Origin of the sequence: Salinivibrio costicola subsp. alcaliphilus (assembly GCF_001996185.1) — a bacterium.
Taxonomy (GTDB): Bacteria; Pseudomonadota; Gammaproteobacteria; order Enterobacterales; family Vibrionaceae; genus Salinivibrio; species Salinivibrio costicola.
Map to the genome: position 1 here is coordinate 67051 of NZ_MUFR01000007.1, position 26299 is coordinate 93349.

At 52.3% G+C, this 26299-nt stretch carries 24 protein-coding genes and 1 other RNA gene; 13 read left to right on the forward strand and 12 right to left on the reverse strand.

The features are described from left to right. Positions 1-2: 2 nt before the first annotated feature. Genes mraY through mraZ form a run of 7 tightly spaced genes read right to left on the reverse strand, consistent with a single transcriptional unit; the run spans position 3 to position 7429 of the window. Entirely contained in the window at positions 3-1085 is a 1083-nt protein-coding gene (gene mraY / locus BZJ21_RS03865; protein ID WP_077669160.1) for a phospho-N-acetylmuramoyl-pentapeptide-transferase, read from the reverse strand. Further along, the gene (locus tag BZJ21_RS03870; RefSeq protein WP_077669161.1) at positions 1085-2452 is read right to left on the reverse strand and encodes a UDP-N-acetylmuramoyl-tripeptide--D-alanyl-D-alanine ligase; all 1368 of its coding nucleotides are present in this window, start codon (positions 2450-2452) and stop codon (positions 1085-1087) included. The genes mraY and BZJ21_RS03870 overlap by 1 nt, the downstream gene beginning before the upstream one ends. Then, positions 2449-3921: a UDP-N-acetylmuramoyl-L-alanyl-D-glutamate--2,6-diaminopimelate ligase gene (gene murE, locus BZJ21_RS03875; RefSeq protein WP_077669162.1), complete on the reverse strand. Its 1473-nt coding sequence runs from the start codon at positions 3919-3921 to the stop codon at positions 2449-2451. The genes BZJ21_RS03870 and murE overlap by 4 nt, the downstream gene beginning before the upstream one ends. Next, on the reverse strand, positions 3908-5674 hold the full coding sequence (locus tag BZJ21_RS03880) for a penicillin-binding transpeptidase domain-containing protein (RefSeq protein ID WP_077669163.1): 1767 nt from the start codon (positions 5672-5674) through the stop codon (positions 3908-3910). The genes murE and BZJ21_RS03880 overlap by 14 nt, the downstream gene beginning before the upstream one ends. Continuing rightward, positions 5671-6000, reverse strand: coding sequence for a cell division protein FtsL (ftsL, locus tag BZJ21_RS03885; protein WP_077459866.1), 330 nt, complete (start codon positions 5998-6000; stop codon positions 5671-5673). The genes BZJ21_RS03880 and ftsL overlap by 4 nt, the downstream gene beginning before the upstream one ends. A gap of 3 nt (positions 6001-6003) precedes the next feature. Continuing rightward, complete coding sequence (gene rsmH, locus BZJ21_RS03890) at positions 6004-6954, reverse strand: 16S rRNA (cytosine(1402)-N(4))-methyltransferase RsmH (RefSeq protein ID WP_021022627.1); 951 nt, start codon at positions 6952-6954, stop codon at positions 6004-6006. 16 nt (positions 6955-6970) lie between these two features. Next, the gene (gene mraZ / locus BZJ21_RS03895) at positions 6971-7429 is read right to left on the reverse strand and encodes a division/cell wall cluster transcriptional repressor MraZ (protein ID WP_021022628.1); all 459 of its coding nucleotides are present in this window, start codon (positions 7427-7429) and stop codon (positions 6971-6973) included. On the opposite strand from mraZ, the gene BZJ21_RS03900 reads away from it, so the two are divergent. Continuing rightward, entirely contained in the window at positions 7428-7631 is a 204-nt protein-coding gene (locus tag BZJ21_RS03900) for a hypothetical protein (protein WP_021022629.1), read from the forward strand. The genes mraZ and BZJ21_RS03900 overlap by 2 nt on opposite strands. A 49-nt stretch (positions 7632-7680) precedes the next feature. Here BZJ21_RS03900 and rnpB read toward each other — a convergent pair. Together rnpB and rsmI are read right to left on the reverse strand one after the other, a co-directional pair. Further along, positions 7681-8061, reverse strand: an RNA gene (gene rnpB, locus BZJ21_RS03905) — RNase P RNA component class A. A 54-nt stretch (positions 8062-8115) separates the two neighbouring features. After that, positions 8116-8973 carry a 16S rRNA (cytidine(1402)-2'-O)-methyltransferase gene (gene rsmI / locus BZJ21_RS03910; RefSeq protein WP_021022630.1) on the reverse strand — a complete coding sequence of 286 codons (858 nt, stop codon included), beginning with the start codon at positions 8971-8973 and terminating at the stop codon, positions 8116-8118. 61 nt (positions 8974-9034) lie between these two features. Between rsmI and BZJ21_RS03915 the strand changes: the two genes are divergently transcribed. From BZJ21_RS03915 to BZJ21_RS03935, 5 genes are all read left to right on the forward strand, one after another. Beyond that, positions 9035-10885, forward strand: a complete 1851-nt coding sequence (locus BZJ21_RS03915) for a penicillin-binding protein activator (protein ID WP_158075499.1) — start codon at positions 9035-9037, stop codon at positions 10883-10885. Beyond that, complete coding sequence (locus BZJ21_RS03920) at positions 10882-11247, forward strand: YraN family protein (RefSeq protein WP_077576216.1); 366 nt, start codon at positions 10882-10884, stop codon at positions 11245-11247. Before BZJ21_RS03915 ends, BZJ21_RS03920 begins: the two co-directional genes overlap by 4 nt. A 3-nt stretch (positions 11248-11250) precedes the next feature. Continuing rightward, the gene (locus tag BZJ21_RS03925; RefSeq protein WP_021022633.1) at positions 11251-11841 is read left to right on the forward strand and encodes a phosphoheptose isomerase; all 591 of its coding nucleotides are present in this window, start codon (positions 11251-11253) and stop codon (positions 11839-11841) included. Between the two features lie 3 nt (positions 11842-11844). Then, positions 11845-12396 carry a BON domain-containing protein gene (locus BZJ21_RS03930; protein ID WP_077576218.1) on the forward strand — a complete coding sequence of 184 codons (552 nt, stop codon included), beginning with the start codon at positions 11845-11847 and terminating at the stop codon, positions 12394-12396. A gap of 294 nt (positions 12397-12690) precedes the next feature. Next, a complete protein-coding gene (locus BZJ21_RS03935) occupies positions 12691-14643 on the forward strand; it encodes a TonB-dependent receptor domain-containing protein (RefSeq protein WP_077669165.1) in 1953 nt (650 codons plus the stop codon). Between the two features lie 138 nt (positions 14644-14781). Here BZJ21_RS03935 and lptG read toward each other — a convergent pair whose 3' ends face one another. Further along, positions 14782-15855: an LPS export ABC transporter permease LptG gene (lptG, locus tag BZJ21_RS03940; RefSeq protein WP_021022635.1), complete on the reverse strand. Its 1074-nt coding sequence runs from the start codon at positions 15853-15855 to the stop codon at positions 14782-14784. Further along, the gene (lptF, locus tag BZJ21_RS03945) at positions 15855-16955 is read right to left on the reverse strand and encodes an LPS export ABC transporter permease LptF (protein ID WP_021022636.1); all 1101 of its coding nucleotides are present in this window, start codon (positions 16953-16955) and stop codon (positions 15855-15857) included. Before lptF ends, lptG begins: the two co-directional genes overlap by 1 nt. Positions 16956-17149: 194 nt before the next feature. Between lptF and pepA the strand changes: the two genes are divergently transcribed. The 5 genes from pepA to BZJ21_RS03970 all read left to right on the forward strand — a co-directional run bounded on the left by pepA (position 17150) and on the right by BZJ21_RS03970 (position 23469). After that, a complete protein-coding gene (pepA, locus tag BZJ21_RS03950) occupies positions 17150-18661 on the forward strand; it encodes a leucyl aminopeptidase (RefSeq protein ID WP_021022637.1) in 1512 nt (503 codons plus the stop codon). Between the two features lie 150 nt (positions 18662-18811). Further along, on the forward strand, positions 18812-19312 hold the full coding sequence (locus BZJ21_RS03955; protein ID WP_021022638.1) for a DNA polymerase III subunit chi: 501 nt from the start codon (positions 18812-18814) through the stop codon (positions 19310-19312). An 18-nt stretch (positions 19313-19330) separates the two neighbouring features. Then, positions 19331-22189: a valine--tRNA ligase gene (locus BZJ21_RS03960; protein ID WP_077669166.1), complete on the forward strand. Its 2859-nt coding sequence runs from the start codon at positions 19331-19333 to the stop codon at positions 22187-22189. Between the two features lie 238 nt (positions 22190-22427). Continuing rightward, on the forward strand, positions 22428-22811 hold the full coding sequence (locus BZJ21_RS03965; RefSeq protein WP_077459876.1) for a DUF2061 domain-containing protein: 384 nt from the start codon (positions 22428-22430) through the stop codon (positions 22809-22811). Between the two features lie 127 nt (positions 22812-22938). Next, positions 22939-23469 carry a GNAT family N-acetyltransferase gene (locus BZJ21_RS03970; protein WP_077576221.1) on the forward strand — a complete coding sequence of 177 codons (531 nt, stop codon included), beginning with the start codon at positions 22939-22941 and terminating at the stop codon, positions 23467-23469. Between the two features lie 65 nt (positions 23470-23534). Here the strand turns inward: BZJ21_RS03970 and rraB are convergent, their stop codons facing one another. Further along, positions 23535-23918 carry a ribonuclease E inhibitor RraB gene (gene rraB, locus BZJ21_RS03975; RefSeq protein ID WP_021022642.1) on the reverse strand — a complete coding sequence of 128 codons (384 nt, stop codon included), beginning with the start codon at positions 23916-23918 and terminating at the stop codon, positions 23535-23537. Between the two features lie 327 nt (positions 23919-24245). Between rraB and arcA the strand changes: the two genes are divergently transcribed. Then, the gene (arcA, locus tag BZJ21_RS03980) at positions 24246-25466 is read left to right on the forward strand and encodes an arginine deiminase (protein ID WP_077669167.1); all 1221 of its coding nucleotides are present in this window, start codon (positions 24246-24248) and stop codon (positions 25464-25466) included. Between the two features lie 399 nt (positions 25467-25865). Then, on the forward strand, positions 25866-26299 hold a 434-nt coding region (locus BZJ21_RS03985; protein ID WP_131826332.1), incomplete at its 3' end, for a DUF3103 family protein.

Consider the following 26299-nt stretch of genomic DNA (forward strand, 5'->3'; position numbering starts at 1 on the left):
GGTTAACGGACCTTCAAGGTGGCGAGGGCAATCAACACCAGCATCAAAGAAATAATCCAAAACCGTACGATCACCCGAGGCTCTGGCCAGCCTTTCAATTCATAATGGTGATGAATCGGCGCCATACGGAAAATCCGTTGTCCCCGCAGTTTGTACGAGCCTACCTGCAAGATCACTGAGATGGTTTCCATCACGAACACCCCGCCCATGATGATCAATAGCAATTCTTGACGGACCAGCACGGCGATCGTGCCCAATGCACCGCCCAACGCCAGTGAGCCCACATCGCCCATAAAAACTTGCGCCGGATAGGTGTTGAACCACAAAAAGCCCAGCCCCGCGCCAACAATGGCCGCGCAAACCACAACCAGTTCACTGCTGTATTCGATATACGGAATATGCAGGTAGCTGGCGAAATTGACGTTACCGGTCGCCCAAGCAATAAAGGCGAAGCCGCCGGCAACCATCACGGTTGGCAAAATAGCCAAGCCATCTAAGCCATCAGTGAGGTTCACCGCATTGCTGGTTCCCACGATGACAAAGTAAGTGAAGACAATATAAAACAGACCAAGCTGGGGCATCACGTCTTTAAAGAAAGGCACCACCAGTTGTGTCGCCGCGGTGTCATGGCCATGGGCGTAGAGCGCGAACGCCACCCCGAGTGCGATCGCAGATTGCCAAAAGTACTTCCAGCGGGCGACTAATCCATCGGTATTTTTACGCACTACCTTGCGGTAGTCATCAACAAAACCAATCGCACCGTATCCCAGTAGCACGACCATCACAGCCCACACATAGGGGTTGGATAAATCGGCCCACAACAAAACGGTTAAACTAATGGCAGCAACAATTAAGACCCCGCCCATCGTCGGCGTACCGCGTTTGCTAAAGTGAGATTCGGGGCCCTCCTCGCGCACAACTTGACCAATCTGCATCGACTGTAAACGTCGAATCAGACGTGGGCCGGCCCAAAGCGAGAAAACCAATGCCGTCAGTGCACTAACAATGGCGCGAAATGTCAGGTATTCAAACAAGCGCATTGAGGGTAAAAGGTTTTGTAGTACTTCCGCTAGCCATAAAAGCATTAGCAAGCCTCCTTGATTGCGGTGACAACCGCTTCCATCGCCATCCCTCGGGCGCCTTTAATCAGTATCGTGTCAGGTGTTTGTGTTTTTATCATGGCTACTACGTGCGCAATCAGCGCCTCTTTACTGTCAAAATGATCGCCGCCACAGCGTTCGCTGATCACACGGCTATCGCGTCCGGTCGTGAAGACACGGTTAACGGCAGCTTGCGCCGCATGCTCTCCAACTTCACGGTGCATTTGCTCACTGTATTCACCCAGCTCTGCCATATCACCGACGATCAACCAACGCTCACCTGGATAGCTGGCTAAAACATCAATGGCAGACTTCATCGCTGGGACACTGGCGTTATAGGTATCATCAATCAGCCGTAACCCTGGGCGAGGCTCACTCACTTGTGTGCGTCCTGCGACGTTTTCTACCGACTCAAGCCCGGCCACGACATCCGCCAGACTCACGCCGGGTAACTGCATCGCCGCACAACCGGCCATTAACGCATTGATAATATTGTGCTTGCCCGGTAGCGGCAGCATCACCGACTGTTGGCTCTGTCCGTCACTCAGCGTGAGCTGATAACAGCCCGCGGTTGTCAGGGCACTATCAATCAAGGTCAGGGGGGCGGCTTGCGTGTCTGTTACCGCAATCACCTGCTTATCTGCCAGGACGTCACCCCATGTATCACCACCGTGGCTACCCTGATTCACCAACGCTATCCCGCCTTTGGGCAGCCCTTGATAAATTTCGCCTTTGGCCACAGCCACTCCCTCTAATGAGCCGAACCCTTCGAGATGGGCCGCGGCTAAGTTAGTAACCACGGCAATATCAGGCTTGACCAATGATGTGGTATAAGCAATTTCACCAATATGGTTAGCGCCGAGTTCAATCACCGCATAGTGGTGTGCAGGAGTGAGTCGAAACAACGTCAGCGGGACACCAATATCATTATTGAAGTTGCCGGCAGTCGATAACGTGGGTCCTTTCTGTGCCAAGATCGCCGCCAACATTTGTTTGACTGTGGTCTTACCGCAGCTCCCCGTGATCGCAATGGTCGGCACCTGGCATTGCTGTTTGACCCAAGCGCCTAACTGACCCAGGGCAAGGCGTGTATCGTCCACCAGCAATTGGGGAATATCAATGTCCAACTGGCGCGAAACCACCATCGCGGCGGCGCCTGATGCTTTTGCCTGCTCAGCAAAATCGTGGCCATCAAAACGGTCACCTTTCAGCGCGACAAATAGTGCCCCCGCGCGCAGCTCACGCGTATCGGTGGTAATGGCATCGATCGGTGGCGTACCCGACGCGTGATCGGCATAATACACAGTGGCCCCTATCGCATTCGCCAATGTGCTGAGGGTTGTCCGAATCATGATAACTCCTTGAGTCGCGCCGCGACCGTCTCGCGGTCAGAGTAATGCACCTTGCCATGCGCGAGCACTTGATAGTCTTCATGGCCCTTGCCCGCCACCAAGACAATGTCGTCGGCTTGCGCTTGCTCGATGACCTGCGTCACCGCTTGAGCGCGGTCATGCTCTACCCGTACACGTTCGGGGTTTTGCAGCCCCGCGAGCATATCTTGCGTGATCGACTCAGGGGCCTCACCGCGAGGGTTATCATTGGTCAACACCACCTTGTCAGCATGCTGTTCAGCCACTCGGGCCATCACCGGGCGTTTACGCGTATCACGATCGCCGCCACAGCCAAATACACACCAAAGTGCGCCGTGGCAATGACGTCGTAAGGCCAGTAGTGCTTTCTCAAGCGCATCGGGCGTGTGAGCATAGTCAACCACCACGGTCGGTTTGTCAGGCGCAAGAAAAACCTCCATGCGCCCCACAACCGCTTGTAGCTGCTGACTACTCGCTAACAAGGTTGATAACGAATAACCCAGCCCCAGCAAGGTCGCCAGGCTCACGAGGAGGTTGCTGACATTAAAATCACCCACTAACTCTGCATACATGTCACCCTGGCCCCACGAAGAGTCAATACGAACACAGACCCCCTCGGTGGTATAGGTCACCGACTGTGCCAGTACATACCGGCCGGCGTGAGCACTTAATGCGTCGGGCTGCATAGCGACGGCAATCGCGTCAGGCCATTGCTGGAGCCAAGTGCGCCCCACGGCATCGTCAGCGTTTATCACTTTGAGCGGAGAGCCCAAATCAAACAGTTGCTTTTTCGCCGCCGCATAGGCATCTAAGGTGCCGTGATAATCGAGATGATCATGGCTTAAATTGGTAAACACAGCCGCATCCAATGCCAGGCTAGCAACGCGCCCTTGCACCAAGCCATGTGAAGACACTTCCATCGCGACATGGCGTGCACCTTGCTGCGCAAACGCCGCAAGCTGGGCTTGAATACCAATGGCATCGCCCGTGGTGTTTTCCGCCGCTTCTAATTGGCCAATAAAGCCATTGCCGGTGGTGCCCATCACCGCGGTCCGCTCACCTAAGGCATCTAACCACTGTGCAATCAATTGGGAGACTGTGGTTTTACCATTGGTGCCGGTCACGCCAATCATGCCTATGTGCTGTTGCGGGTGCTGATAAAAACGCGCGGCTAATGCCGATAAGGAAGCAGGTAAAACGCATAAACTGATGAGCGGCACATTCTGATACCACTGCACAGCATTTTGCTCCGCTTGCTGCACCACAGCCACAGCACCGGCCTGAATCGCGGTATCGATAAACTGGCGACCATCAACTTGGTGCCCTTTTATCGCCACGAATACATCACCTTGACGGATTTTGCGGCTATCCAAGGATAGGTGCCGTACCGGCATCGAGGGCACATCCGCCAGCCAAGGGCTCAGCCATTGGTTTAAATCATTCATCGCCATTCACTTCATTTGCATGCTTTGCCACTTGCAACGCCGGACCCGTACCGGCATCCGGTGCAATGTTTAAAATCTGGAGTGCGCTTTTCATCACGCTCGAAAACACAGGTGCCGCGACCTGCCCGCCATAATATTTGTCGCCTTGCGGCTCGTTGATCACCACCACCATGGCCAGCTTAGGATTGCTAATGGGGGCCAGCCCCGCGGTGTAACCAATATATTCGTCGCCATAGCCACCGGCGACAGCGACTTTCGCGGTCCCGGTTTTGGCGCCAACGCGATAGCCATCAACCGCGGCACGACGCGCACTGCCGCCTTCTTGGGTCACCCCTTCCAACATTTGCAGGACTTTATAGGCATTTTCGCGCGAGGCAACTTGCTTACCTTCTGTGACGCCTTCACGCTTTAAAATGCTCAGTGGTCGATTAATGCCCAGCGACCCTAGCGTGGCATAAGCACGCACAAGCTGAGTCGGTGTCACCGATAATCCATAGCCAAAGGCTAGCGTGGCACGTTCAAAATCTGACCAACGACGCCGAGAGGGGAAATGGCCCACTGATTCACCAACCAGCTCAACGCCCGTACCGGTGCCGAGCCCAAAGCTGCCATATTGACCTAATAAGGTCTCTACAGGCATGGCTAATGAGAGTTTACTCACACCGATATTACTGGATTTTTTGAGAATACGCGCAAGGTTAGCTTTGCCGACTTTAGAAACATCACGCACTCGACTGCCACCGATTTGCATAATGCCGTTGCCGGTATCTATTACGGTGTCCATATCGGCAACACCGTTTTCTAACGCAGTGAGTACCACAAAAGGCTTCATGGTTGAGCCCGGTTCAAACACATCAGTAATCGCGCGATTACGCATGTTAAAGCTTTTGAGTGAGCTACGATTATTGGGGTTATAGGAGGGGGCGTTGACCATGGCCATCACTTCACCGGTCTTCACGTCCACCATCACCAAAGAGCCCGAGGTGGCGCGGTAATCGGCGACGGCTTGTTTGATAGCACGATACGCAATGGCTTGAAGACGCTGATCGATGCTCAGCGTCAGCGACTGGCCTTCTTTTTTATCTTCGGTGGCAATATGCTCCACGACACGGCCAAATCGGTCTTTACGCACCGTGCGTTTACCATGCTCACCCGCCAACCAATCATCAAATCGGCGTTCGATCCCTTCTAAACCATGGCCGTCAATCCCAGTCATCCCAACAAGGTGTGCACTGACTTCCGCACTGGGATAAAAGCGGCGTGACTCAGCTTTTAACCCTATGCCAGGTAACTCAAGCTTATCAACGTACGCTGCCATGGCTGGGCGCACTTGACGTTGCAGATAAATAAAACGCCGCTGCCGATTAGCCTGAATTTTATCAATCAAGGCTTGCCGACCTAACCCCAAAACATCCGCAAGCGCATGCCAGCGATCGACGTTTTTTAATCCTTGGTGTTTGAATACCGTCACCGGATCCGCCCACACGGCTTGAACGGGCACACTGATCGCGAGTGCCTCACCTTGACGGTCGGTGATCATGCCTCGCGCGGAAGGAACCTGCTCTGTTCGTATCGAACGCAGATCCCCTTCGTGGCGTAATCGATCGGGCTCAATCACTTGGATATAAGCGGCGCGCGCCACCAAGGCAGCCAAGGCTAAGCCAATAAATACGCAGACAAGACCAAAGCGCCACTGAATCAATACCGGTGGCGCTTTGGGTGTACGGCGATTGGTAGACTTGGTAGAACGTTTTTTCACCGGTCGTTACTCAAAGGTCGCGTTACAATCACTTCGTTCTCACTGGTGGGACGAATCATGTCAAAAGACTGACGCGCCACGGATTCCACATGGCTATGTTCAGACAACGCATTTTCCTCTAGCAATTGATTGCGCCACTCCACTTCAAGGGTTTCACGTTGCTCTAATAGCGCGTCCTGTTTGGCAATCAAATTACGCGTTGATTGGGTCATAGATACCACGGCAATCGCCGAAACCAATACCGCCAGCAGTAACCCTAATGGCAACTTCCCGATTGCCAATACATCCTGGCCTATCTGCTTAGCGAGGCTTGGGCGCGGTTTCATGCGTTATCCTAACTTTTCCGCCACGCGTAATACCGAGCTTCGCGCCCGGGCGTTATGCGCCACTTCTTCCGCGGACGGTTTAATCGCCTTGCCAATCGGCTTCATTGCCGCCGAACCGAGCTCGGCAATCTGTGCTTCGGTCAAAGGCACCCCTTTGGGCACATCCGGTCCTTTACTTTGCTTACGGATAAAGCGCTTGACCATGCGATCTTCTAACGAGTGAAAGCTAATCACTGATAAGCGTCCACTCGGGGCTAAACTGGCGAGCGCGCCTTGCAGTGCTTGCTCGATTTCATCCAGCTCACTGTTGATGTAAATCCGAATCGCTTGAAAGCTACGTGTCGCAGGGTGCTTTTTCTTCTCTCTAAACGGCACCGCGTGATCAATCAGCTTGGCAAGCTGATTGGTCGTGGTCAGCGCAGGTGCTTCTTCATCTTCACGGTGACGAACAATGGCATTAGCAATCCGGCGCGCAAAACGCTCTTCGCCGAACACTTTTAATACCCAAACAATATCATCGACACTGGCGGTTTCTAACCACTGTGCGGCCGACTGGCCGGTGCTCGGATCCATACGCATATCAAGCGGGCCATCATGCATAAAACTGAAGCCACGGCTAGGGTCGTCAAGCTGGGGCGAAGACACGCCCAAATCAAGGAGGATCCCATCGACCTTTTCCGCTAGCCCACGCTCACTGAGGTACGACGCTATCTCAGAAAACGGGCCATGAATAATCTGGAAACGCGGATCATCGATGGAATTTGCCTCTTCGATCGCGCGTGGATCGCGATCGATAGCATACAGGCGACCGTTATCACCCAATTGCGACAAGATATGGCGCGAGTGACCGCCGCGACCAAAAGTACCATCGACATAGATGCCATCGGGTTTAATCGCAAGGCCGTCCACTGATTCATTTAATAGGACGGAAACATGGGTATATTGTTCTGACATACATTCACTTCATTATTTACAATGAGAGGTCTGCTAACCGCTCACTGAGCATCGGGGTTGATTCCGCCTGTGTGTCCATATCCTGGCGAATTTGTGCCTGCCACGTCTGCTCGTCCCAAATCTCAAATTTGTTGAGTTGGCCAACCAGCATCGCTTTGCCGTCTAACCCGGCATATTGGCGCAAGGTCGCAGGCAGTAATAAGCGACCTTGTCCGTCCATTTCACAGTCAAACGCATGGCCAAGTAATAAACGCTGCAGGCGTCGCTCTGCAGGTTGAAAGCTGGATAACTGCGATAACTTCGCCTCAATCACTTCCCATTCCGGGACCGGGTACAGCGCCAAGCAAGGAAGTTGGTGATCGATCGTGCACACAAACTGGCCATCACAATGGTGAATTAACCCATCGCGATAGCGCGTTGGCAGAGCAAGTCGCCCTTTTTTATCGACCGAAATGGCGCTGACGCCACGTAACATGACGTTATTTTCCCTTTTTCACCAAGATTATCCACTTTACACCACATTTTCCCACCCAGAAGTGTACGTAGCAGGTAAAAAGAAAGTCAAGCAAGCCATGACAGTGAGCAAGATCACACCTGGGAAGATTAAAGAAGGTTTTCAGCGGCTTAATCAATACACAAAAAAGCCGATGACATTCGGTTATAACCAAATCGTCTGACTCAAACGCTGAAAAAGAGAGGGCGAGCCAAAAAGGCTCGCCCTAAAAGGAGGTGAGTTGGCCTGTAAGCCGGGTTCTGTACCGTAAAAACGGTGGTAACCATTCGTCTAGGCCTGCAATCGCTCACAGGCTCCAGCAACCTACCCGTCCCCAAACGCGGGCCGCGCCAATAGGGACCTATTTGGTCTTGCTCCGGGTGGAGTTTACCGTGCCACGAACTGTTGCCAGTCGCGCGGTGCGCTCTTACCGCACCCTTTCACCCTTACCTGTGCTCCGAAGAGCCATCGGCGGTATACTCTCTGCTGCACTGGTCGTAGGCTCGCGCCTCCCAGGCGTTACCTGGCACCCTGCCCTGAGGAGCCCGGACTTTCCTCCCCTTTATCAGTCTCCCAAAGGACATCAATAAAGCAGCGATTACCCGGCCAACTCGAGCGGGGGAGTATATAGAAGAATATTCACGCAAGCCAGCGTAAATCGCGCTCAGCTATAAATTCTCTAGGCCCCATTTATAGAGTGCGTTTTTTTTCACCGCATATAATTCCGCGACTAACGCGGCTGCTTTTTTTAACGGTAACTCGGCCGCCAATAGACCCAGCGCATGACACGCCGCGGTTGGCAAAGCCGTTTTATCCGCGCGATGGCCGGCGACCAATAACACCATTTCTCCACGTAAGCGATTAGGATCCTCACTCAACCACTCAATGAGTTCACCCAACGGTGCCCCATGGATGGTTTCAAAGGTTTTCGTTAGTTCGCGCGCCAACACCACGCGACGCGCGTCGCCCAGTACCTCGCGCATATCCGCCAAGCTGTCACGAATACGGTGCGGTGACTCATAGAAAATCAAGGTACGCGGATCATCGGCCAATTCACGGAACGTATCTTGTCGCGCTTTTGTCTTAGGAGGCAGGAACCCTTCAAAACTAAAACGGTCTGAAGGCAAACCCGATGCACTTAATGCGGTGACTACCGCGCAGGCGCCAGGCAATGGGACCACTCTGACACCCGCCTCACGGCATTGAGTGACCAGGTGATATCCCGGATCGCTAATCAAGGGGGTGCCAGCATCAGAGACTAATGCAATCGACTGGCCTTGTTGCAGGCGCGTTAACAATGCAGCGGCTTTCTGCTGTTCATTGTGCTCATGCAACGCAAAAGTTTTCGCACTAATCGAAAAATGCGATAGCAACCGAGCCGTATGACGCGTATCTTCGGCCGCGACCACGTCGACACTGGCTAAAACATCAAGAGCACGCTGGGTAATATCAGCCAAATTGCCAATCGGTGTTGGCACAATATACAGCGTGGGGTGAGCATGGTCGGATAGATTTGCATCAGTCATTTGTTTAACAACCCTTCGGCGATTAAGATAGGGGCAACGTTGTCACGGTTGAAATATGTTCATGGTTAAACTTACCCAGAAGCGTCAAAGTGTAACACGACTTATTACCCCTGTAGCCTTAGCATTGGCTTTAGCGGCTTGTAGTGCGCCGTCCACCACGCCAACTGCGCGTGATGTCATCAGTCAACCGGCAACGGAAAATTCGACATTTTATTTGTTGCAGGCCGAAACCAGCCAAGGTGATAAGCAAAATGACTGGTTTTTACTGGCGATAAAAGCGCTGATTAACGAGCAACAATTGAACCAAGCGGATGTGCTGCTGCAGCGCTTGGCTGAGCGCAATCTTAATACGGACCAGCGTATTGAATGGACACTCGCGCGTGGGCGCTTTTTGGCACAAACCGGCAAGCTAACCCAAGCCGATCAAGCGTTGGCCTTATCCCCTGATTGGCAGCTCACCGAGGGACAATATGTCCGCTTCTATCAGCAAAAAGCCAAAATTGCGCGTCAGCAAGGCAATGCCCTGGACGCGGTCAACAATCAGCATCGGTTAGCCAGCTATATTGAATCCGACCAAGCTCAGCAAGCATGGAACACGCTGTGGCAAGATTTACAATCGCTCAACCAGCGCGAGATCAAACAGCTTCAATCCAGTGATGATGACATCCTTGCCGGTTGGGTCACCTTGTTGGACATCGCGCGCCGCTACACCCGCGATCTGGCCGAGATGCAAAGCCAATTAGATGCCTACTTGGCGTCGCACCCTACGCACCCCGCGAACCAGTATTTACCGGATAATTTGGCCGATATCCAAGCACTGACCATCACACAACCCACTAATGTAGGGGTCATGCTACCACTGACGGATAAATTTGCTGATCAAGGGGATGCCATTCGTGATGGCTTTATTGAAGCCATGCTTGATGCGAAAACAGATCAACGCCCTCGTGTGCGCTTTTACGATACCAACGCCATGGATGTCGATGCGCTCACGCAACGTATCCGTGATGACGGCATCGACTTCGTGGTGGGGCCACTGCAGAAACATAAAGTCGCCGCAGTCAGTGACGCGCTCGCCGGCCAAGTGCCTTTATTGGCGCTTAACCAGCCCACGGATGAAAATTATACGCAAGGTGTGTGCTACTTCACCTTGTCACCCGAACAAGAAGCCGCGCAAGCCGCCGACCGTCTTCACCAGCAGGGGTATCAGTTCCCCTTAGTGCTCTACCCTGACTCCGCCTTTGGTCAACGGATCCGTGATGCATTTTCCGCCCGCTGGCAGTCACTCACCGATACAGACGTTGAGCAAGCGCCTCTCGGTGATCGTGATAAAATGCAAGCACGCATTCGTGATATCTTTGGTTTAGACGCCAGTCAGCGCCGCATTTCACAACTGAAAAAACTCACCGACTTACCCTTACAATCGCAAGCCCGTAGCCGTCGCGATATCGACGCCGTTTATATGGTGGCCGGTGCCGCTGAGCTGACCTTATTAAAACCCTTTATTGAGGTCGCGATTAATCCCGATGTCTTGCCGCCGAAACTCTATGCAAGCTCGCGTAGCAATAACCGCGCCGATGGCATGGGCCAATTAGCCGAGCTTGAAGGCATCGAATTCAGTGATATTCCTCTATTAGTGCACGCCCAAAGCGATGCGTATAAAAGCTATCAACAGCGTCATCCATCGCCAAGTAACAACACCACGCGCTTACATGCCTTGGGGATGGATGCTTACCAGCTGCTGAAGGGGCTACCACAAATGCAAGCCCAGCCGGGTTATCAGCTAAATGGTCAAACGGGGCAACTCTCACTCGCCGATCAGTGTATTATCCACCGTCAGCTAGACTGGGCGCGATTTGGTCAAACCGCCATTGAGCCTGTTGAGACGGAATCTCGCGGAGAGGCGCAGTGAAACAGCCTCAGTCCAGAGCAACAGGACAGGCTTACGAAGCACACGCTTGCCAATACCTAATGCGCCACGGGCTGAGTCTGCTCGATAAAAACGCCCATAGTCGTCGCGGCGAGATTGATCTTGTGATGCGCGATGGCAGTTGCTTGGTGTTTGTCGAGGTGCGTTTCCGGCGCGGGCACGGCTTTGGTGGCGCGGCGGCGAGCATTACCGCCACCAAACAACGTCGTTTAATTCTCGCCGCTGAGCGTTGGATGCAATGCCGCGGCATCAAAAGTATGCAAACCGAATTTCGCTTTGACGCTGTCACCTTTGATGGCAGCGTTGAGGCGGTCAACTGGATTCAAAACATTGTTCAAGGGTAAGTCATGCTAGAGAGCATTAAAGAGAGCTTTACCGAAAGTATTCAAACCCAAATCGCGGCCGCAGAAGCGATTCCCGAGTATCTATCACAATCGGCACAAGTAATGGTGCAAAGCCTACTTAACGGCAACAAAATCTTGTGTTGTGGTAATGGCGGTTCCGCCGCGAATGCCCAGCATTTTGCGTCTTGCCTGTTAAATCGCTTTGAGACTGAGCGTCCCAGCTTACCGGCTTTGGCGCTCACCACAGACACTACCACCTTAACCGCAGTGGCCAACGACTACAGCCACGATGAAGTCTTCTCCAAGCAAGTACGAGCGCTAGGGCAAGCGGGCGATGTGCTTCTGGCCATATCCACCAGCGGCAACAGTAAAGACATCATCAAAGCGATGGAAGCTGCCGTGACCCGTGATATGACCATTATTGCGTTAACCGGGAAAGACGGCGGCGAAATGGCCGGGTTGCTTGGCCAGCGTGATGTCGAAGTCCGTATTCCCTCGCAACGTACCGCGCGCATTCAAGAAGGACACCTGCTCACTGTCCATTGCTTGTGTGACCTGATTGACCAAGTCCTCTTTCCTTCTCACGGAGAATAATTCATGCGCGTTATCATGACCTTGATATTGGCACTGACGCTGCAAGCGTGTTCCGCCATTTATTCCTCCGATCCTCGTACGACCGGAGAAGAGTGGCACGATACCCAAATTGGTCTCAATACCGCCGGGATCGTGAACAAAGCCCCGTTCAAAAATAAGCTTCGCGTTAAGGCGGCATCGTTTCAAGGGCAAGTTCTGTTAGTCGGGCAAAGCACCGACCAGGCCCTCACCCAGCAACTGGTTGAACGGGTCCGAGCCCTGGATAACGTCGATGTTGTCTATAACGAAGTCCGTGAAACGCCAATGGTTGGCTTGGCCGATATCAGTACGGATAGCTGGCTAACGACCCGCGTTAAAGCAGCCTTTGTCGCCGATGACCAGTTACGCGCGGTAAATATCAAGGTGGTCACTGAAGCCCGCGAAGTGTTTTTAATGGGCGCCGTCACCCAATCACAAGCGGACCAAGCGGTTGAGATAGCGCGCAATATTCGCGGTGTAGAAGGCGTGGTTAAGGCGTTTGAATACCTAGATGCGCCTCAATCTAAAAAAGATTAACGTTAAAAGACGTATTCTTTTGTGTGGGCCGGCATGATTGCTGGCCCTCTTATTTTCCGTCTTCATTCTTTTCTCGTCCGTTTCCACCGCATAGCATCTGCATTAGCTTTCTGATTGCCTCTCTATTTTCTTATTAAAAACAAACACGTCACATAGTCTATCCATTTAGCAACATAGGCAGATGATAATCGTAACAATACGCATTTTTAATGTGATTTTATTGGTTATTTTGATCTCGCCTTGATATAGTCCCGCCCCACAATCAAATGAGAACTATTTGCATAGGAGTATGACATGCATTTACGTTTAAGACCGCTCACCCTTGCTCTTATCGCCGCGGGAACGCTCAGTCTGCCCGCTCATGCTCAAGACCCAAAGCCGGTCGAGACAGTGACTGTCACCGCTGACAGCCTACAAGGCAAAATAGCGGTTAATGCCGAAGCGCTTGAAGCACGTCAGGCACAAGATCTAGAAGACATGTTCCGCGATACCGCCAGCATTAACGTCGGCGGCGGGATTGGCACCGGACAAAAGGTCTATCTGCGCGGTGTTGAAGATACCAACCTCAACATTACCGTTGATGGTGCAGCTCAAGGTGGCTACCTGTTCCATCACCAAGGGCGTTTAAATATTGAGCCTGAATTACTCAAACGTGTTGGCGTAGAGTCCGGACCTGCTAGCGCTGATAGTGGCCCTGGCGCATTAGGAGGTAGCGTCCGCTTTGAAACCAAAGATGCGCAAGACATGCTTCGCGCAGGGCAAGATATCGGTGCCCGTTTTTCCGCCGGCCACGAAAGCGCGGCAAATGCGACCTCGGGCAGTTCCGCTGTGTATGGTCGCCTTGGCGAATCACTGGGCATTCTTGCCTACATGAAAGGTCGCAATAGTGACGACTATCGTCACGGTGGTGGTGATTTACAACCTGCTACTGCCAGCCAACAGCGAAGCTACTTGGTCAAGCTTTCGCTTCTTGAGCACGGTGATCATGATGTTCGTGTTAGCGCCGAACGTCGGACGGATGAGGGCGATTACTTTATCCGTGCGCACATGCCTGAATTCAGCCGTCAGTCACAGAGCTATCAAGAAACCGAGCGCGAAACCTTCTCTTTCCAACATCGCTGGGCGCCGGATTCTAACTGGATTGAACTGACCACCAAGCTCTATCAAAACACCCTCGACCTTGATCGCATTGAGAGCCAGACATTCAGCCGTTCACGCAATATTGGCGGTGATATTCGTAATCGTATGCGTTTCAATACCGGTGCTTTGCAGCATGACCTCACCGCTGGCATCGATATGTTCGAGCAAAAAACCGACAATATCGATTATGAAGAAGCGAATGGTCCTAACAACCAAGACAAAGCCAGAAACATTGGTGTTTTCTTGCAAGATAGAATGACAATCGGCGACCTTGGCATTGCTTGGGGTGCCCGTTTTGATGATTACCACACCGATTATGGCCAAGCAGGCGAGATCGATGGCAGTGAAGTATCACCGAACCTACAACTGAGCTATCAAGCCACTGACAACCTCCGTCTTCATGCTGGCTACGGCGAAGCCGTGCGCGGTGCCAAAACCCGCGAAGTATTGTTGATCGGTGGTGCCGTTGATGTGGAAAAAGGCTTAAAGCCCGAACAAGCTAAACAAGCTGAAATCGGTGTTGAATGGCAAGGTTATGGGATGCTAGCCGAACAAGACATCCTGAGTTTTGCAGTCACCGGCTTTAATACTCAAATAGAAAACTACCAGGCGTATGATCGCGGTAGTGACCCACACTACCTTTACAATCTAGAGGATGATGTGACGAGCCAAGGTGTCGAAGCCAGTGTTAACTGGGCGCTCAAGCAGCTCGATACCCGACTGAGCTATAGCTACGTCGACATGGAAGATGAAAATGGCGATCCTTTGGGCGACGCCATGGCAATTGGCGCGTCAGTCGGTAACACTTGGGTGTGGGATACGCAATATCAGCTAGTCGATACCGATGTGAGCTTAGGCTATACCCTTACCGGAGTGGAAAGGCTGACCGATGTGCCAGAAGGTAAACACGAGAAACCTGGTTACATGGTTCATGATGTACGCGCACAGTGGCAGCCAGCAGCCTATCAGGGGCTTACTGTTTCACTCGCGGTCAATAACCTGCTCGACAAAGAATACAGCGAGCATAGCTCGTTTACCTTAAGCAGCGGCAATAGCATGCCTGAGCCTGGGCGCGATGTTCGTTTAGGTATGAGCTACAGCTTCTAAACCACACTTAGAGAATGATCAAATAAACTAAGGGCCGATATGTTATCGGCCCTTTTTTAATCTCTTCACGCTCGCGATTGATTTGCCAAAGCACTGATGTCATCACCTTACCTTGTCGCTAAGCGTTTACTTTCAGCACTACAGCTTGCGTCTCAGTAACAGCAAGGTGATCACCAGAAAAATGACACTTGGAGTGATAGCACCAATGGCCGGAGGGAGATGATACACCAAACTCATCGGCCCAAAGACTTCGTTGGCGATATAAAAGCCAAAGCCAAAAATCACCCCTGATAGCACCCGCGCACCCATGGTGACACTTCGCAAAGGGCCAAAGACAAAACTCAGCGCCAACAGCATCATCACCGCGATCGACAGCGGCTGTACCGCTTTGCGCCACAGGGCCAGCTCATAACGTGACGCATCTTGCTGTGACGCTTTAAGGTAGGACACATAACTATACAAACCCGATAGCGGTAGCTCTTCGGGTTTCACCGTCACCACCGCTAATTTGTCAGGCGTCAGTGTGGTATTCCAAACCAATTCATCCTGCTCTACATTGCTCAGCGCGGTTTGATTTTGCATGCGCGTAATGGTCACATCTTTAAGCATCCAACTGTCTTTATTGAGATAATCAGCACGCTCAGCAAACACCACATTGGTCATGGTTTGCTGGTCATCAAACTTCCAAATGCTCACACCGGTCAGCGTATCTTGCTCATCCGCGCGGGCGATATAAATAAAATCGTCGCCATCTTTCGCCCAAACCCCACGCCGCACCGACATCACGTTTCCACCTGATTTGGCAATGGCACGCAGCTCACGAGCGGCTTTTTGCGCATCCGGTGCGCCCCACTGGCCCAGCACCATCACAATCAACATTAACGGAATGGCCGTTTTAAGCACTGATAAGCCAATTTGGAGTTTCGACACCCCAGCGGCCTGCATCACCACCAGCTCTGAGCTTGAGGCCAGCATTCCCAAACCAATCAATGCCCCCAGCAAAACCGCCATGGGGAAGAACATTTCAATATCGCGCGGCATGCTGAGCAACACATACAAAATCGCTTTGCCCATGGTGTAGGTACCATCACCGACCGAGCGTAACTGCTCGACAAACTTGATGATCGCAGACAATCCCACCAAGGTCGCCAAACACAGTGACGAGGTGCCTATCAGAGTCCGGCCAATATACCAATCAAGAATGCGAAACATCAGGCAGATCCTTTTAAGCTAGCTTTGAGTTTTCTCACCGGTAGCGAATCCCAGCTGGCGAGGATCACGGCCAGTAATAAAGCGGCCACATTGATACTCCACAGACCAATTTGTGCGGGCAGATCGCCATCTTCTACCGCGGATTTCGCCGCGCTGATCGATAAAAAATAGGCCAGATAAATCATTATCGCGGGGAAGAGTTTGGCAAAGCGTCCCTGACGCGGGTTCACCGCCGATAACGGCACCACAATCATGGTCATCAAGGGGATACACAATACCAAGGAAATACGCCACTGCAGTTCGGCGCGCGCCTTCAAACTTGATTCACCAACCAATTGCAAGGTTGGCATCGCATCCCAGTCACGACTTTTTTCACGCACTTCGCGCTGACCAATCAATACCTGATAGTTTTTATAGGTCGTTACACCATAGTTAAGCTGAGTCGGTACGCCCTCGGTACGGGTTCCCTCTAACAAATCCAAGACTTGTCGACCGTCAGGCAGCTCAGACACATAGCCTTTATCGGCCACCACCACATTCGGCAGTAAAGAGCCTTGGGGGACGGGCTGAGCGACAAATACCTGTTTGAGCGTTTTACCATCATCTTCGATATTATCGACGAAAATCACCGCCTCACCCGATGGCGCACTTTGAAACTGCCCTTGCACCAACAATTCTAAACCGGATTTGGCCTCTAATTGCTCCATCACCTCGAGCTCTTGGTTATTGGCCCATGGCGTTAGCCAAAGCGAGTTAAACGCCGCCACGGATCCGGTGATAATCGCGAGATACAGCGCAGCGCGGATCAGAAACTCATTGCCAATCCCAGTGGCGTTCATGACCGTGATCTCACTCTCAGCATAGAGCCGCCCGAATGTAATCAAAATGCCGATATACAAGCTCAAAGGTAACATCAGCATTGCCATCGACGGCATATATAAACCGACTAAGGTAATGATCTGATTCCCCGGGATCGATCCTTCCGTGGCACTGGCGAGCACACGGATAAATTTTTGGCTGAAAAAGACCAGAAACAACACAAATAAAACGGCAACTTGTGTTTTAACTGTCTCCCGGATCAAATATCGAACAATTATCAAAGCGAAGGCACCTATGGAAAACTTGTTTTTTTACTCGAATAACTATAGTTTCTGGGTTAATTAGTTGTTTTCTAATCTTTCGGCCATTTGTTGACCGCCGGCTGATCTGGACGCATCAAAGCGCGTTCAACAACATATAGTGGCGGCATTATCCAACATTTGGTCTCAATTGTCTTTAGGATCTAGGAGTACAAATGGAGTTCAGTGTAAAGAGCGGTAGCCCCGAAAAGCAACGCAGTGCCTGTATTGTCGTTGGCGTGTTTGAGCCTCGCCGCCTGTCCCCCGTGGCCGAGCAACTCGACAAAATCAGCGACGGCTACATCAGCGCCCTGCTGCGCCGCGGTGATCTTGAAGGTAAACCCGGCCAAGTGCTCCTGCTACACCATGTTCCGAACGTGTTATCTGAGCGCGTATTACTGGTGGGTTGTGGTAAAGAGCGCGAGCTCGGCGAGCGCCAATACAAAGAAATCATCAAAAAAACCATCAACACCCTCAATGAAACCGGCTCGATGGAAGCGGTCTGCTTTTTAACCGAGCTACATGTTAAAGGCCGTGATACATACTGGAAGGTACGTCAAGCGGTTGAAAGCACCAAAGACAGTCTGTACACCTTTAACCAGTTCAAAAGTGTTAAGCCAGAAATTCGTCGCCCATTACGCAAAATGGTGTTCAACGTCCCAACGCGTCGTGAATTGAATCTGGGTGAGCGTGCCATCGCGCATGGCTTAGCGATCGCTTCTGGTGTGAATGCCTGTAAAGATTTGGGTAATATGCCACCGAACGTGGCGAACCCTGCCTATCTTGCCTCGCAAGCGCGCCGTTTAGCCGATGACTATGATGCGGTCACCACCCGTATTATCGGTGAAGAAGAAATGGACAAGCTGGGCATGCATTCCTATCTTGCGGTTGGCCGTGGCTCAAAAAATGAATCGATGATGTCGATCATGGAGTACAAGGGCAGCCCTGATCCAGAGGCAAAACCGATTGTGCTCGTCGGCAAAGGCCTCACCTTTGACTCGGGCGGTATTTCCATTAAGCCCGGTGCCGGTATGGATGAGATGAAGTACGACATGGGCGGTGCCGCATCGGTATTTGGGGTGATGCGTGCCTTGGCCGAGCTTAACCTACCTATCAATGTCGTGGGTGTGCTCGCCGGTTGTGAAAACATGCCAGACGGCCAAGCCTATCGTCCAGGTGACATCCTGACGACCATGTCAGGGCAAACGGTCGAGGTGCTTAATACCGACGCCGAAGGTCGCTTAGTACTTTGTGATGCCCTCACCTATGTAGAGCGTTATGAGCCAGAGTGTGTGATTGATGTGGCAACCCTCACCGGCGCGTGCATCATGGCCCTTAGCCATCACATCAGCGCCCTAATTGCTAACCAGAACCCCTTGGCGCACGATATTATCAGTGCCTCAGAGCAAGCCGGTGACCGTGCGTGGCGCCTGCCAATGACTGACGAGTTCCAAGAGCAACTCGATAGCCCGTTTGCCGATATGGCCAATATTGGTGGTAAAGGCGGTGGCACCATCACCGCGGGCTGCTTCTTGTCTCGGTTTGCCAAAAAGTACAACTGGGCACACTTAGACATCGCTGGGACTGCTTGGAAAAGCGGCGGCAAAGAAAAAGGTTCCACCGGCCGTCCCGTTCCTCTGCTGGTGCAATTTTTACTCAACCGCTCCGGGCTTGAATTGGAAGAGTAACCACGAACAGGAGGCCCACCGGCCTCCTTTTTTGTTGAAACTTTATCCGGCACTGGTGTCTGCACGCACAATCGGCTATGTTGATGGCTCCGCGCTACCCGGACACCCCGCTTTTGGGACGGAGGCCGTTTCTCACATTTAGGAGCGTATATGCCCACCGCCACCTTTTATCTTTTGTCGCCGCCCGAGCCGGCAGACGACAGCAACAGCCTGGGGCTGACACCTGAGCAGCAAGCGCGTGAACAACAAATACTGATAGACACGGCCATTGATTTGGCTTTTTACTACTATCAACAAGGGCAACGCATTTATCTGGCCGCACAGGACCAAGCCCAAGCGCATCAATTGGATGACGCTTTATGGCAACGTGACCCAGATACCTTCGTGCCCCATAACCTGGTCGGTGAAGGGCCGCGAGGCGGCGCACCGGTGGAAATAGGCTGGCCAGGTGTGCGCCATACCGGTCATCGCAGTGTGTTAATCAATTTGGCGACAGAGGCATCAAATTTTGCGCCTTCGTTTGCACAAGTGGTAGACTTCGTCCCTTGCGATGAGACGCTTAAACAGCACGCGCGTCACCGATATAAAGCATACCGACTGGCAGGCCTGCAACTTCATACCTTGGCCATCGACCAATCGCCCAACCCTTGACGATCTTTCAAGAGCGCTATGGAAAAGACATATAATCCACAATCAATTGAAAAAGCGCTGTATCAGCGCTGGGAAGAGGCGGGCTATTTCCGACCTCATGGTGATACCAGCAAAGATGCCTTTAGCATCATGATCCCACCTCCGAATGTAACCGGTAGCCTGCATATGGGCCACGCGTTTCAGGATACCATCATGGATACCCTGACCCGTGCCGCGCGCATGAAAGGTAAAAATACCCTTTGGCAAGTGGGGACCGACCACGCCGGTATTGCCACGCAGATGGTGGTGGAACGTAAGATCGCAGCCGAAGAAAACAAAACCAAGCACGACTACGGCCGTGACGCGTTTATTGACAAAATTTGGCAATGGAAAGGCGAATCCGGTGGTACCATTACCCAACAGCTGCGCCGCTTGGGAGCCTCTGTCGACTGGGATCGCGAACGTTTCACCATGGACGAAGGATTCTCCAATGCGGTAAAAGAAGTGTTTGTGCGCCTGCACAAAGAAGACTTGATTTATCGCGGCAAACGCTTGGTGAACTGGGATCCGAAACTGCACACGGCGATTTCGGACTTGGAAGTGGAAAACAAAGACAAGAAAGGCCACATGTGGCATTTCCGTTATCCACTGGCTGATGGTGCCAAAACCGCAGACGGTAAAGACTACATTGTCGTTGCCACCACCCGTCCAGAAACCATGCTGGGCGATACCGGTGTTGCGGTAAACCCAGACGATCCGCGTTACAAAGATCTGATTGGTCAGCACGTGTTGCTGCCAGTGGTGAATCGTCGTATCCCGATCGTGGGCGACGAACACGCCGACATGGAAAAAGGCACCGGGTGTGTAAAAATCACTCCCGCGCACGACTTTAATGACTACGAAGTCGGCCAGCGCCACCAGCTGCCAATGATCAACATTTTGACCCTGAACGCGGATATCCGCGAGCACGCAGAAGTGTTTGATCACAAAGGCCAGCCAAGCACCGCCTACGCGAGCGACATTCCAGCCGCCTACCAGGGTTTGGAACGTTTTGCGGCGCGTAAAGCGATCGTCGCCGAGTTTGACGTTCTCGGCTTGCTGGGTGAAATCAAAGATCACGATCTGACCGTCCCTTATGGCGATCGCGGTGGCGTGGTTATTGAGCCGATGCTGACCGACCAATGGTATGTGCGCACCGCGCCGCTCGCCGAGCCGGCTGTCAAAGCGGTAGAAGATGGCGACATTCAGTTTGTGCCCAAGCAATACGAAAACATGTACTTTGCCTGGATGCGCGATGTACAAGACTGGTGTATTTCGCGTCAGCTTTGGTGGGGTCACCGCATTCCAGCCTGGTATGACGATCACGGCAATGTCTATGTGGGCCGCGATGAAGACGAAGTCCGTCGTGACAACCAGATTGGCGACGACGTCGCGCTGCGCCAAGACGAAGACGTGCTCGATACCTGGTTCTCATCGGCGCTTTGGACATTCGGCACCCTCGGCTGGCCAGAAAATACCGATGCACTGAAAACCTTCCATCCTACCGATGTATTGGTGTCAGGCTTCGATATTATCTTCTTCTGGGTGGCGCGCATGATCATGATGACCATGCACTTCATCAAAGATGAAAACGGCAAGCCACAAGTCCCGTTCAAAACCATCTACATGACCGGCCTGATTCGCGATGAAAGTGGCGCCAAGATGTCGAAGTCGAAAGGCAACGTGCTTGACCCACTCGACATGATTGACGGCATTGGCATTGATGATCTGGTTGCCAAGCGCACCGGTAACATGATGCAGCCTAAGCTGGCTGAAAAAATCGAGAAGGCGACCCGCAAAACCTTCGAAAACGGCATCGACGCCCACGGCACCGATGCCTTGCGCTTTACCTTGGCAGCACTGGCCTCTACCGGCCGTGACATCAACTGGGACATGAAGCGTCTGGAAGGTTACCGCAACTTCTGTAACAAACTTTGGAACGCCAGCCGTTACGTGCTGATGAACACCGAAGCGCAAGATTGCGGCATGAACGGCGGCGAGATGACCTTCTCAAATGCCGATCAGTGGATCGAGTCTCAGTTCCAACAAGCGGCCAAAGACTTTAACACCCACCTCGACAACTACCGTCTCGATATGGCGGCGGGCGTCTTGTATGAGTTTATCTGGCATCAATTCTGCGATTGGTACTTGGAGCTGACCAAACCGGTGCTGTGGAAAGGTGACGACGCACAACAGCGTGCCACCCGTTATACCTTGATCACCGTGCTGGAGAAAACCTTGCGTCTGGCGCACCCTGTGATCCCTTACATCACCGAAGCGATCTGGCAGAGCGTTAAACCGCTGGTAAACGGCGTGGAAGGCGACACCATTATGCAGCAGCCTCTGCCGCAATTTGATCAAAGCCACGTGAACACCCAAGCGTCAGAAGACATTGAGTGGGTGAAGCAGTTTATCGTCAGCATCCGTAACCTACGTGCTGAGTACGATATTGCGCCAAGCCAACCGCTTGACGTAATGCTAAAAGCCGCCGATTCACGTGATGCTGATCGTGCGAGCAGCAACAGCACCACCTTAAACGCACTGGCCAAACTGGGCAGTTTCAAGGTACTGGACGGCAGCGAAACGCTACCGGCCTGTGCGTCTGCCTTGGTTGGCAGCGCTGAGATCTTGATCCCAATGGCGGGCTTGATTGATAAAGATGCCGAACTGGCGCGTCTGGACAAAGAGATCGCCAAAATCGAAGGTGAGATCAAGCGTGTTGAAGGTAAGCTTGGCAATGAAGGCTTTGTCGCTAAAGCGCCCGAAGCCGTGGTAGCGAAAGAGCGTGAAAAGCTCGATGGCTATCGTGACACCTTAACCAAGCTCGGTGAGCAAAAGGTCACCATCGCTGCGTTATAGTTCATCGGTGTTACCGATACCCTGTGATAAGCCACGCCAATCGGCGTGGCTTTTTTTATGCCCAACACCAGCACACAATTGGCTTGGTCACTTTCTCAACGGTTGTTGTACCAGCACTGATCGCCTTTGATAGCCCTTCTCTATCTAAAAGATAGTGAGAACCGTTTTTATTTATCGACATGAACCGTACATACTGTCATTGTTGATTAAACGCGTGTTGCCGCGAAGGAGCTACACCATGAAAAAGACACTCAGTTTTGCCGCTATCCACTTTTCGATCGCCTTTACGGTCGCGTATGTGCTCACCGGCGATATCATTTTAGGTAGCTTAATTGCCATGACCGAGCCAACGGTCAACACGGGTGCCTTTTACCTTCATGAAAAAGTGTGGAAACTAAGCCGTCAAGCGCGTCCGGTGATTAAAACCGCCAGCTTTGCGGTGATCCACTTTAACGTCGCTTTCTTGGTCGGCTATTTGATCAGCGGTGATTGGTTAGTCGGTGGTGCATTAGCGCTGGTTGAGCCAAGCATCAATACATTGGCTTACTTTTTCCATGAAAAAATCTGGCAGCGCCGTCATGGGGTAAAACCCGCGCCGGTGCACCTTGGCCACCACCACTAAAACCACACCGGGGATAGTGACGCCGAACAACGCGCAATGATCGCCGCCTTGCCTATATCGCGATTGAGTTGTGAAAGCCATCTCAGTGAGATAGATTGTCGATAAATCTATTATCCGGAGTGTGTTAATGGCTAAGGATTGCCCCCAAAATTTACGCAAGGCTGACTCACACGCCCCTGCGTCCCTCGACGTGCGCTTAATTGCGCCGAGCGATAACCCTGCCATTGCCGATGTCATTCGTCGCGTCTCTGCCGAACATGGTCTTAGTGCCGATGCTGGATTTAGCGTGGCCGATCCCACCCTCGATTATCTCAGCGAACAATATACGCACCCGCATGCCGCCTATTGGGTGATTGAAGCAGATAGAGTGATCCTCGGCGGTGGCGGTGTCGCCCCTTTGCCTGGGCACGATGGTGTGTGTGAACTACAGAAGATGTACTTTCTGCCAGCATTACGCGGCAAAGGCATCGCAAAGCGGTTAGCCGTCAAGGCGATGGATACGGCGCGAGAATGGGGCTATCAGCGCTGCTACCTCGAGACCACCGCCAACCTCACCGCCGCCATTGCCTTGTATCAGTCACTCGGTTTTGTGCCGTGTCCTAGGATGGGAAACACCGGTCACGACAGCTGTGAAGTCACCATGATAAAGGTGCTGTAAACAAGTTCAGGCAAATAAAAAGCCACGCGAACGTGGCTTTTTGAGGCTTACTGGTGCGAGTAAATTTACTCGCTTTCTGGGCTTTCTTCGTCTTCATCCGACTCGAAATAGGTACCCCAGCCGTCGTAATCAATGTTGTGCTTGTCGGCCAACGCCACCAACTTTTCTACCTGCTCATCAATACGTTCGGCATTCAAGGCGGTTTCCATGACCGCATCAAAGCAAACAATCGTGCCGCCCTCTTCCAGCTCGAGCTCTTCAGCCTCTGCTACCTCAAAGCCCATTTTAAAGGCCTCGACCGCCGCATCTTCCAGCGCCGCAAAGGTATCGGCGCATAAATGGTGCTCAATGGTATATAACGCATCCGGATCACTGCCGTCGGCGAGAAGCTCCTCGATAATCATGCGCGTTTCTTGGTGTTGTTGTTCAATCAGTTCAGCCTGTGACATAAGCGCGACTCCAGAAAATGAATACGGGCGCAATATGGCACGGTTTCGGCAAAAATGCCACGTTCGCTCACCGCGAAGCTGACGATAAAACCGCCAAGTTGATGAATTTTCTGTGACCTTGCTAGTTTGGCGAGATTGTTAGTGATTTGTAACATTGACCTCCCCTCGGAAGGTTGTCATTATTCGACCATCCAAAGAGGACATGAGACACGCCCACCCTGTGCAAACGGCCCGCATTCCCACCTTATCGGTGAGCACACATCCCGGGTGTGCAAGGCGCTGTTTGTCTCATTGCCTGGCCCGTATTAAGGAAAAAGAGGACCTACCATGAGTGAGTTTTACGTTGGATCCGAAGTTGGGCAACTGAAGCGCGTTCTGCTTCATCGCCCTGAACGAGCGTTAAACCACCTAACGCCATCTAACTGCCACGATTTGTTGTTTGATGATGTTCTGGCGGTAGAGCGTGCCGGCGAAGAGCATGATATGTTCGCCCGCACGCTCACGGATCAAGGCGTGCAGGTGCACCTACTGCACGACTTACTGGTTGAGACATTAGCCGAACCTGATGCCAAGCAATGGCTGCTCGACACCCAGCTCAACCAATACCGTCTTGGCTATCAATTTGCCAACGATGTGCGCGCCTACATGGCCGATATCGACCACAACACGCTCGCGGACATTCTGCTCGGTGGCTTAAGCTATATCGATTTACCCGTGCAATCATCCTCGATGATGCAAGCGATGCACGACAAAACCGACTTCGTGATTGAGCCGCTGCCCAACCATCTGTTTACCCGCGATACCTCCTGCTGGGTGTATGGCGGCGTCTCACTCAACCCAATGGCGAAATCCGCCCGCCAGCGAGAGACCAATCACTTGCGCGCCATTTACCGCTGGCATCCTAAGTTCGCGCAAAGCCAATTTGTCAATTACCTCGGTGATGAGGTCCGCGATTACGACAACGCCGCGATTGAAGGTGGCGACGTGCTGGTCATTGGCCGCGGCGCGGTTTTGATTGGCATGTCCGAGCGCACCACGCCTCAAGGGGTTGAACAGCTAGCGCGTAGCCTACTGTTTAGCGGTCAAGCCAAAGAAGTGATTGCGGTGCAATTACCGAAAAACCGCTCATGCATGCACCTGGATACCGTGATGACCCACATGGATATCCATACTTTCTCAGTCTACCCCACGGTGATGCGCCCTGATTTGCCTTGCTGGCGCTTAACCCGTAAAGGGGAAGACAGCCTTAACGTGGAAGCACAGTCTTGCTACCTCACCGCGATTGAAAAAGCGCTGGATGTCGGCCCGTTAAACATCATTACTACCGGCGGTGACAGCTATGCCGCCGAGCGTGAGCAATGGAACGATGCCAACAACGTGCTGACCGTGCGCCCAGGCGTCGTGATTGGCTACGAAGGCAATACCTACACCAATGAAAAATATGATAAAGCCGGCATTAAAGTGCTCTCTATTCCCGGCGACCAACTCGGCCGAGGCCGAGGCGGTGCACGCTGCATGAGCTGTCCGCTAGAACGCGACGGCATTTAAGCACTCAACACCGCCAGTGCAATGCTGGCGGTTCTCTCCCCACGCTCTTCTCTCCCACCTTTTACCGTCTGCTATCGTGTTTATGGCTTACCCGCACGGCCTACAACATTGATGGTTCTTTTCCCACTCCCTCTCATCGCTTCATTTCACCAATCAATCAGTTACGGTTAAAACTGCCAACATTCATACCGATTGATTGCTGGAAATCTCATTCTTTTTCATTAGTGAGTATTTACTCCAATTCCAAAAATGACTAATTTCGCATTAGAGTTTCAGTTTTTTTGTGAACTGTACTCACAGCTCTTTTTATTTGAGATAGCGTGTTTAAAGACAAGCATCGCAAGATACAAAGCGTTAGCCCTAGCTAACGTCAGTTGGACATAACGAAAAGGAAATGCGATGAATAAAAAAATACTGATCTCGCTGCTATTCGCCGGCCTTTCTCAGGTTTTCACCCCCGCTTTTGCCGGTAGCGCAGATAACAACGTGGTAGAGATAAAACGCGACACCGCCAAACAACTCAGCCAAGACTATGCACAAATTGCCCCAACGCTACAGCGCAATATTAATAGTTATGGCTTAAATGCTCCCTTGTCGGCACTGACACAGCCTCAAGCGCGTAGCTCACGCAGCAAACGCAGCCTGGATGCTCAGCTGCACAGTGCTGACCGTGCATTGCGTGAGGCGCAAGGGGTCGAAGACGTCGCCGACCAACTGCTCGAAGTACGCTTAGCCGTAAGCGGCCATTTCTCCCCACATTCAGATAACCACGATGACCTGATATTGATATGGCTCCTTCACTATCGGAGCGATATCATGACACGCGAAGACAA

What these genes read in the sequence shown, in the direction of transcription:
- mraY (WP_077669160.1), bottom strand. Translation starts at nt 1,085, where the DNA reads ATGCTTTTATGGCTAGCGGAAGTACTACAAAACCTTTTACCCTCAATG.
- BZJ21_RS03870 (WP_077669161.1), bottom strand. Translation starts at nt 2,452, where the DNA reads ATGATTCGGACAACCCTCAGCACATTGGCGAATGCGATAGGGGCCACT.
- murE (WP_077669162.1), bottom strand. Translation starts at nt 3,921, where the DNA reads ATGGCGATGAATGATTTAAACCAATGGCTGAGCCCTTGGCTGGCGGAT.
- ftsL (WP_077459866.1), bottom strand. Translation starts at nt 6,000, where the DNA reads ATGAAACCGCGCCCAAGCCTCGCTAAGCAGATAGGCCAGGATGTATTG.
- rsmH (WP_021022627.1), bottom strand. Translation starts at nt 6,954, where the DNA reads ATGTCAGAACAATATACCCATGTTTCCGTCCTATTAAATGAATCAGTG.
- BZJ21_RS03900 (WP_021022629.1), top strand. Translation starts at nt 7,428, where the DNA reads ATGACGTTATTTTCCCTTTTTCACCAAGATTATCCACTTTACACCACA.
- mraZ (WP_021022628.1), bottom strand. Translation starts at nt 7,429, where the DNA reads ATGTTACGTGGCGTCAGCGCCATTTCGGTCGATAAAAAAGGGCGACTT.
- rsmI (WP_021022630.1), bottom strand. Translation starts at nt 8,973, where the DNA reads ATGACTGATGCAAATCTATCCGACCATGCTCACCCCACGCTGTATATT.
- BZJ21_RS03915 (WP_158075499.1), top strand. Translation starts at nt 9,035, where the DNA reads ATGGTTAAACTTACCCAGAAGCGTCAAAGTGTAACACGACTTATTACC.
- BZJ21_RS03925 (WP_021022633.1), top strand. Translation starts at nt 11,251, where the DNA reads ATGCTAGAGAGCATTAAAGAGAGCTTTACCGAAAGTATTCAAACCCAA.
- BZJ21_RS03930 (WP_077576218.1), top strand. Translation starts at nt 11,845, where the DNA reads ATGCGCGTTATCATGACCTTGATATTGGCACTGACGCTGCAAGCGTGT.
- BZJ21_RS03935 (WP_077669165.1), top strand. Translation starts at nt 12,691, where the DNA reads ATGCATTTACGTTTAAGACCGCTCACCCTTGCTCTTATCGCCGCGGGA.
- lptG (WP_021022635.1), bottom strand. Translation starts at nt 15,855, where the DNA reads ATGTTTCGCATTCTTGATTGGTATATTGGCCGGACTCTGATAGGCACC.
- pepA (WP_021022637.1), top strand. Translation starts at nt 17,150, where the DNA reads ATGGAGTTCAGTGTAAAGAGCGGTAGCCCCGAAAAGCAACGCAGTGCC.
- BZJ21_RS03955 (WP_021022638.1), top strand. Translation starts at nt 18,812, where the DNA reads ATGCCCACCGCCACCTTTTATCTTTTGTCGCCGCCCGAGCCGGCAGAC.
- BZJ21_RS03960 (WP_077669166.1), top strand. Translation starts at nt 19,331, where the DNA reads ATGGAAAAGACATATAATCCACAATCAATTGAAAAAGCGCTGTATCAG.
- BZJ21_RS03965 (WP_077459876.1), top strand. Translation starts at nt 22,428, where the DNA reads ATGAAAAAGACACTCAGTTTTGCCGCTATCCACTTTTCGATCGCCTTT.
- BZJ21_RS03970 (WP_077576221.1), top strand. Translation starts at nt 22,939, where the DNA reads ATGGCTAAGGATTGCCCCCAAAATTTACGCAAGGCTGACTCACACGCC.
- rraB (WP_021022642.1), bottom strand. Translation starts at nt 23,918, where the DNA reads ATGTCACAGGCTGAACTGATTGAACAACAACACCAAGAAACGCGCATG.
- arcA (WP_077669167.1), top strand. Translation starts at nt 24,246, where the DNA reads ATGAGTGAGTTTTACGTTGGATCCGAAGTTGGGCAACTGAAGCGCGTT.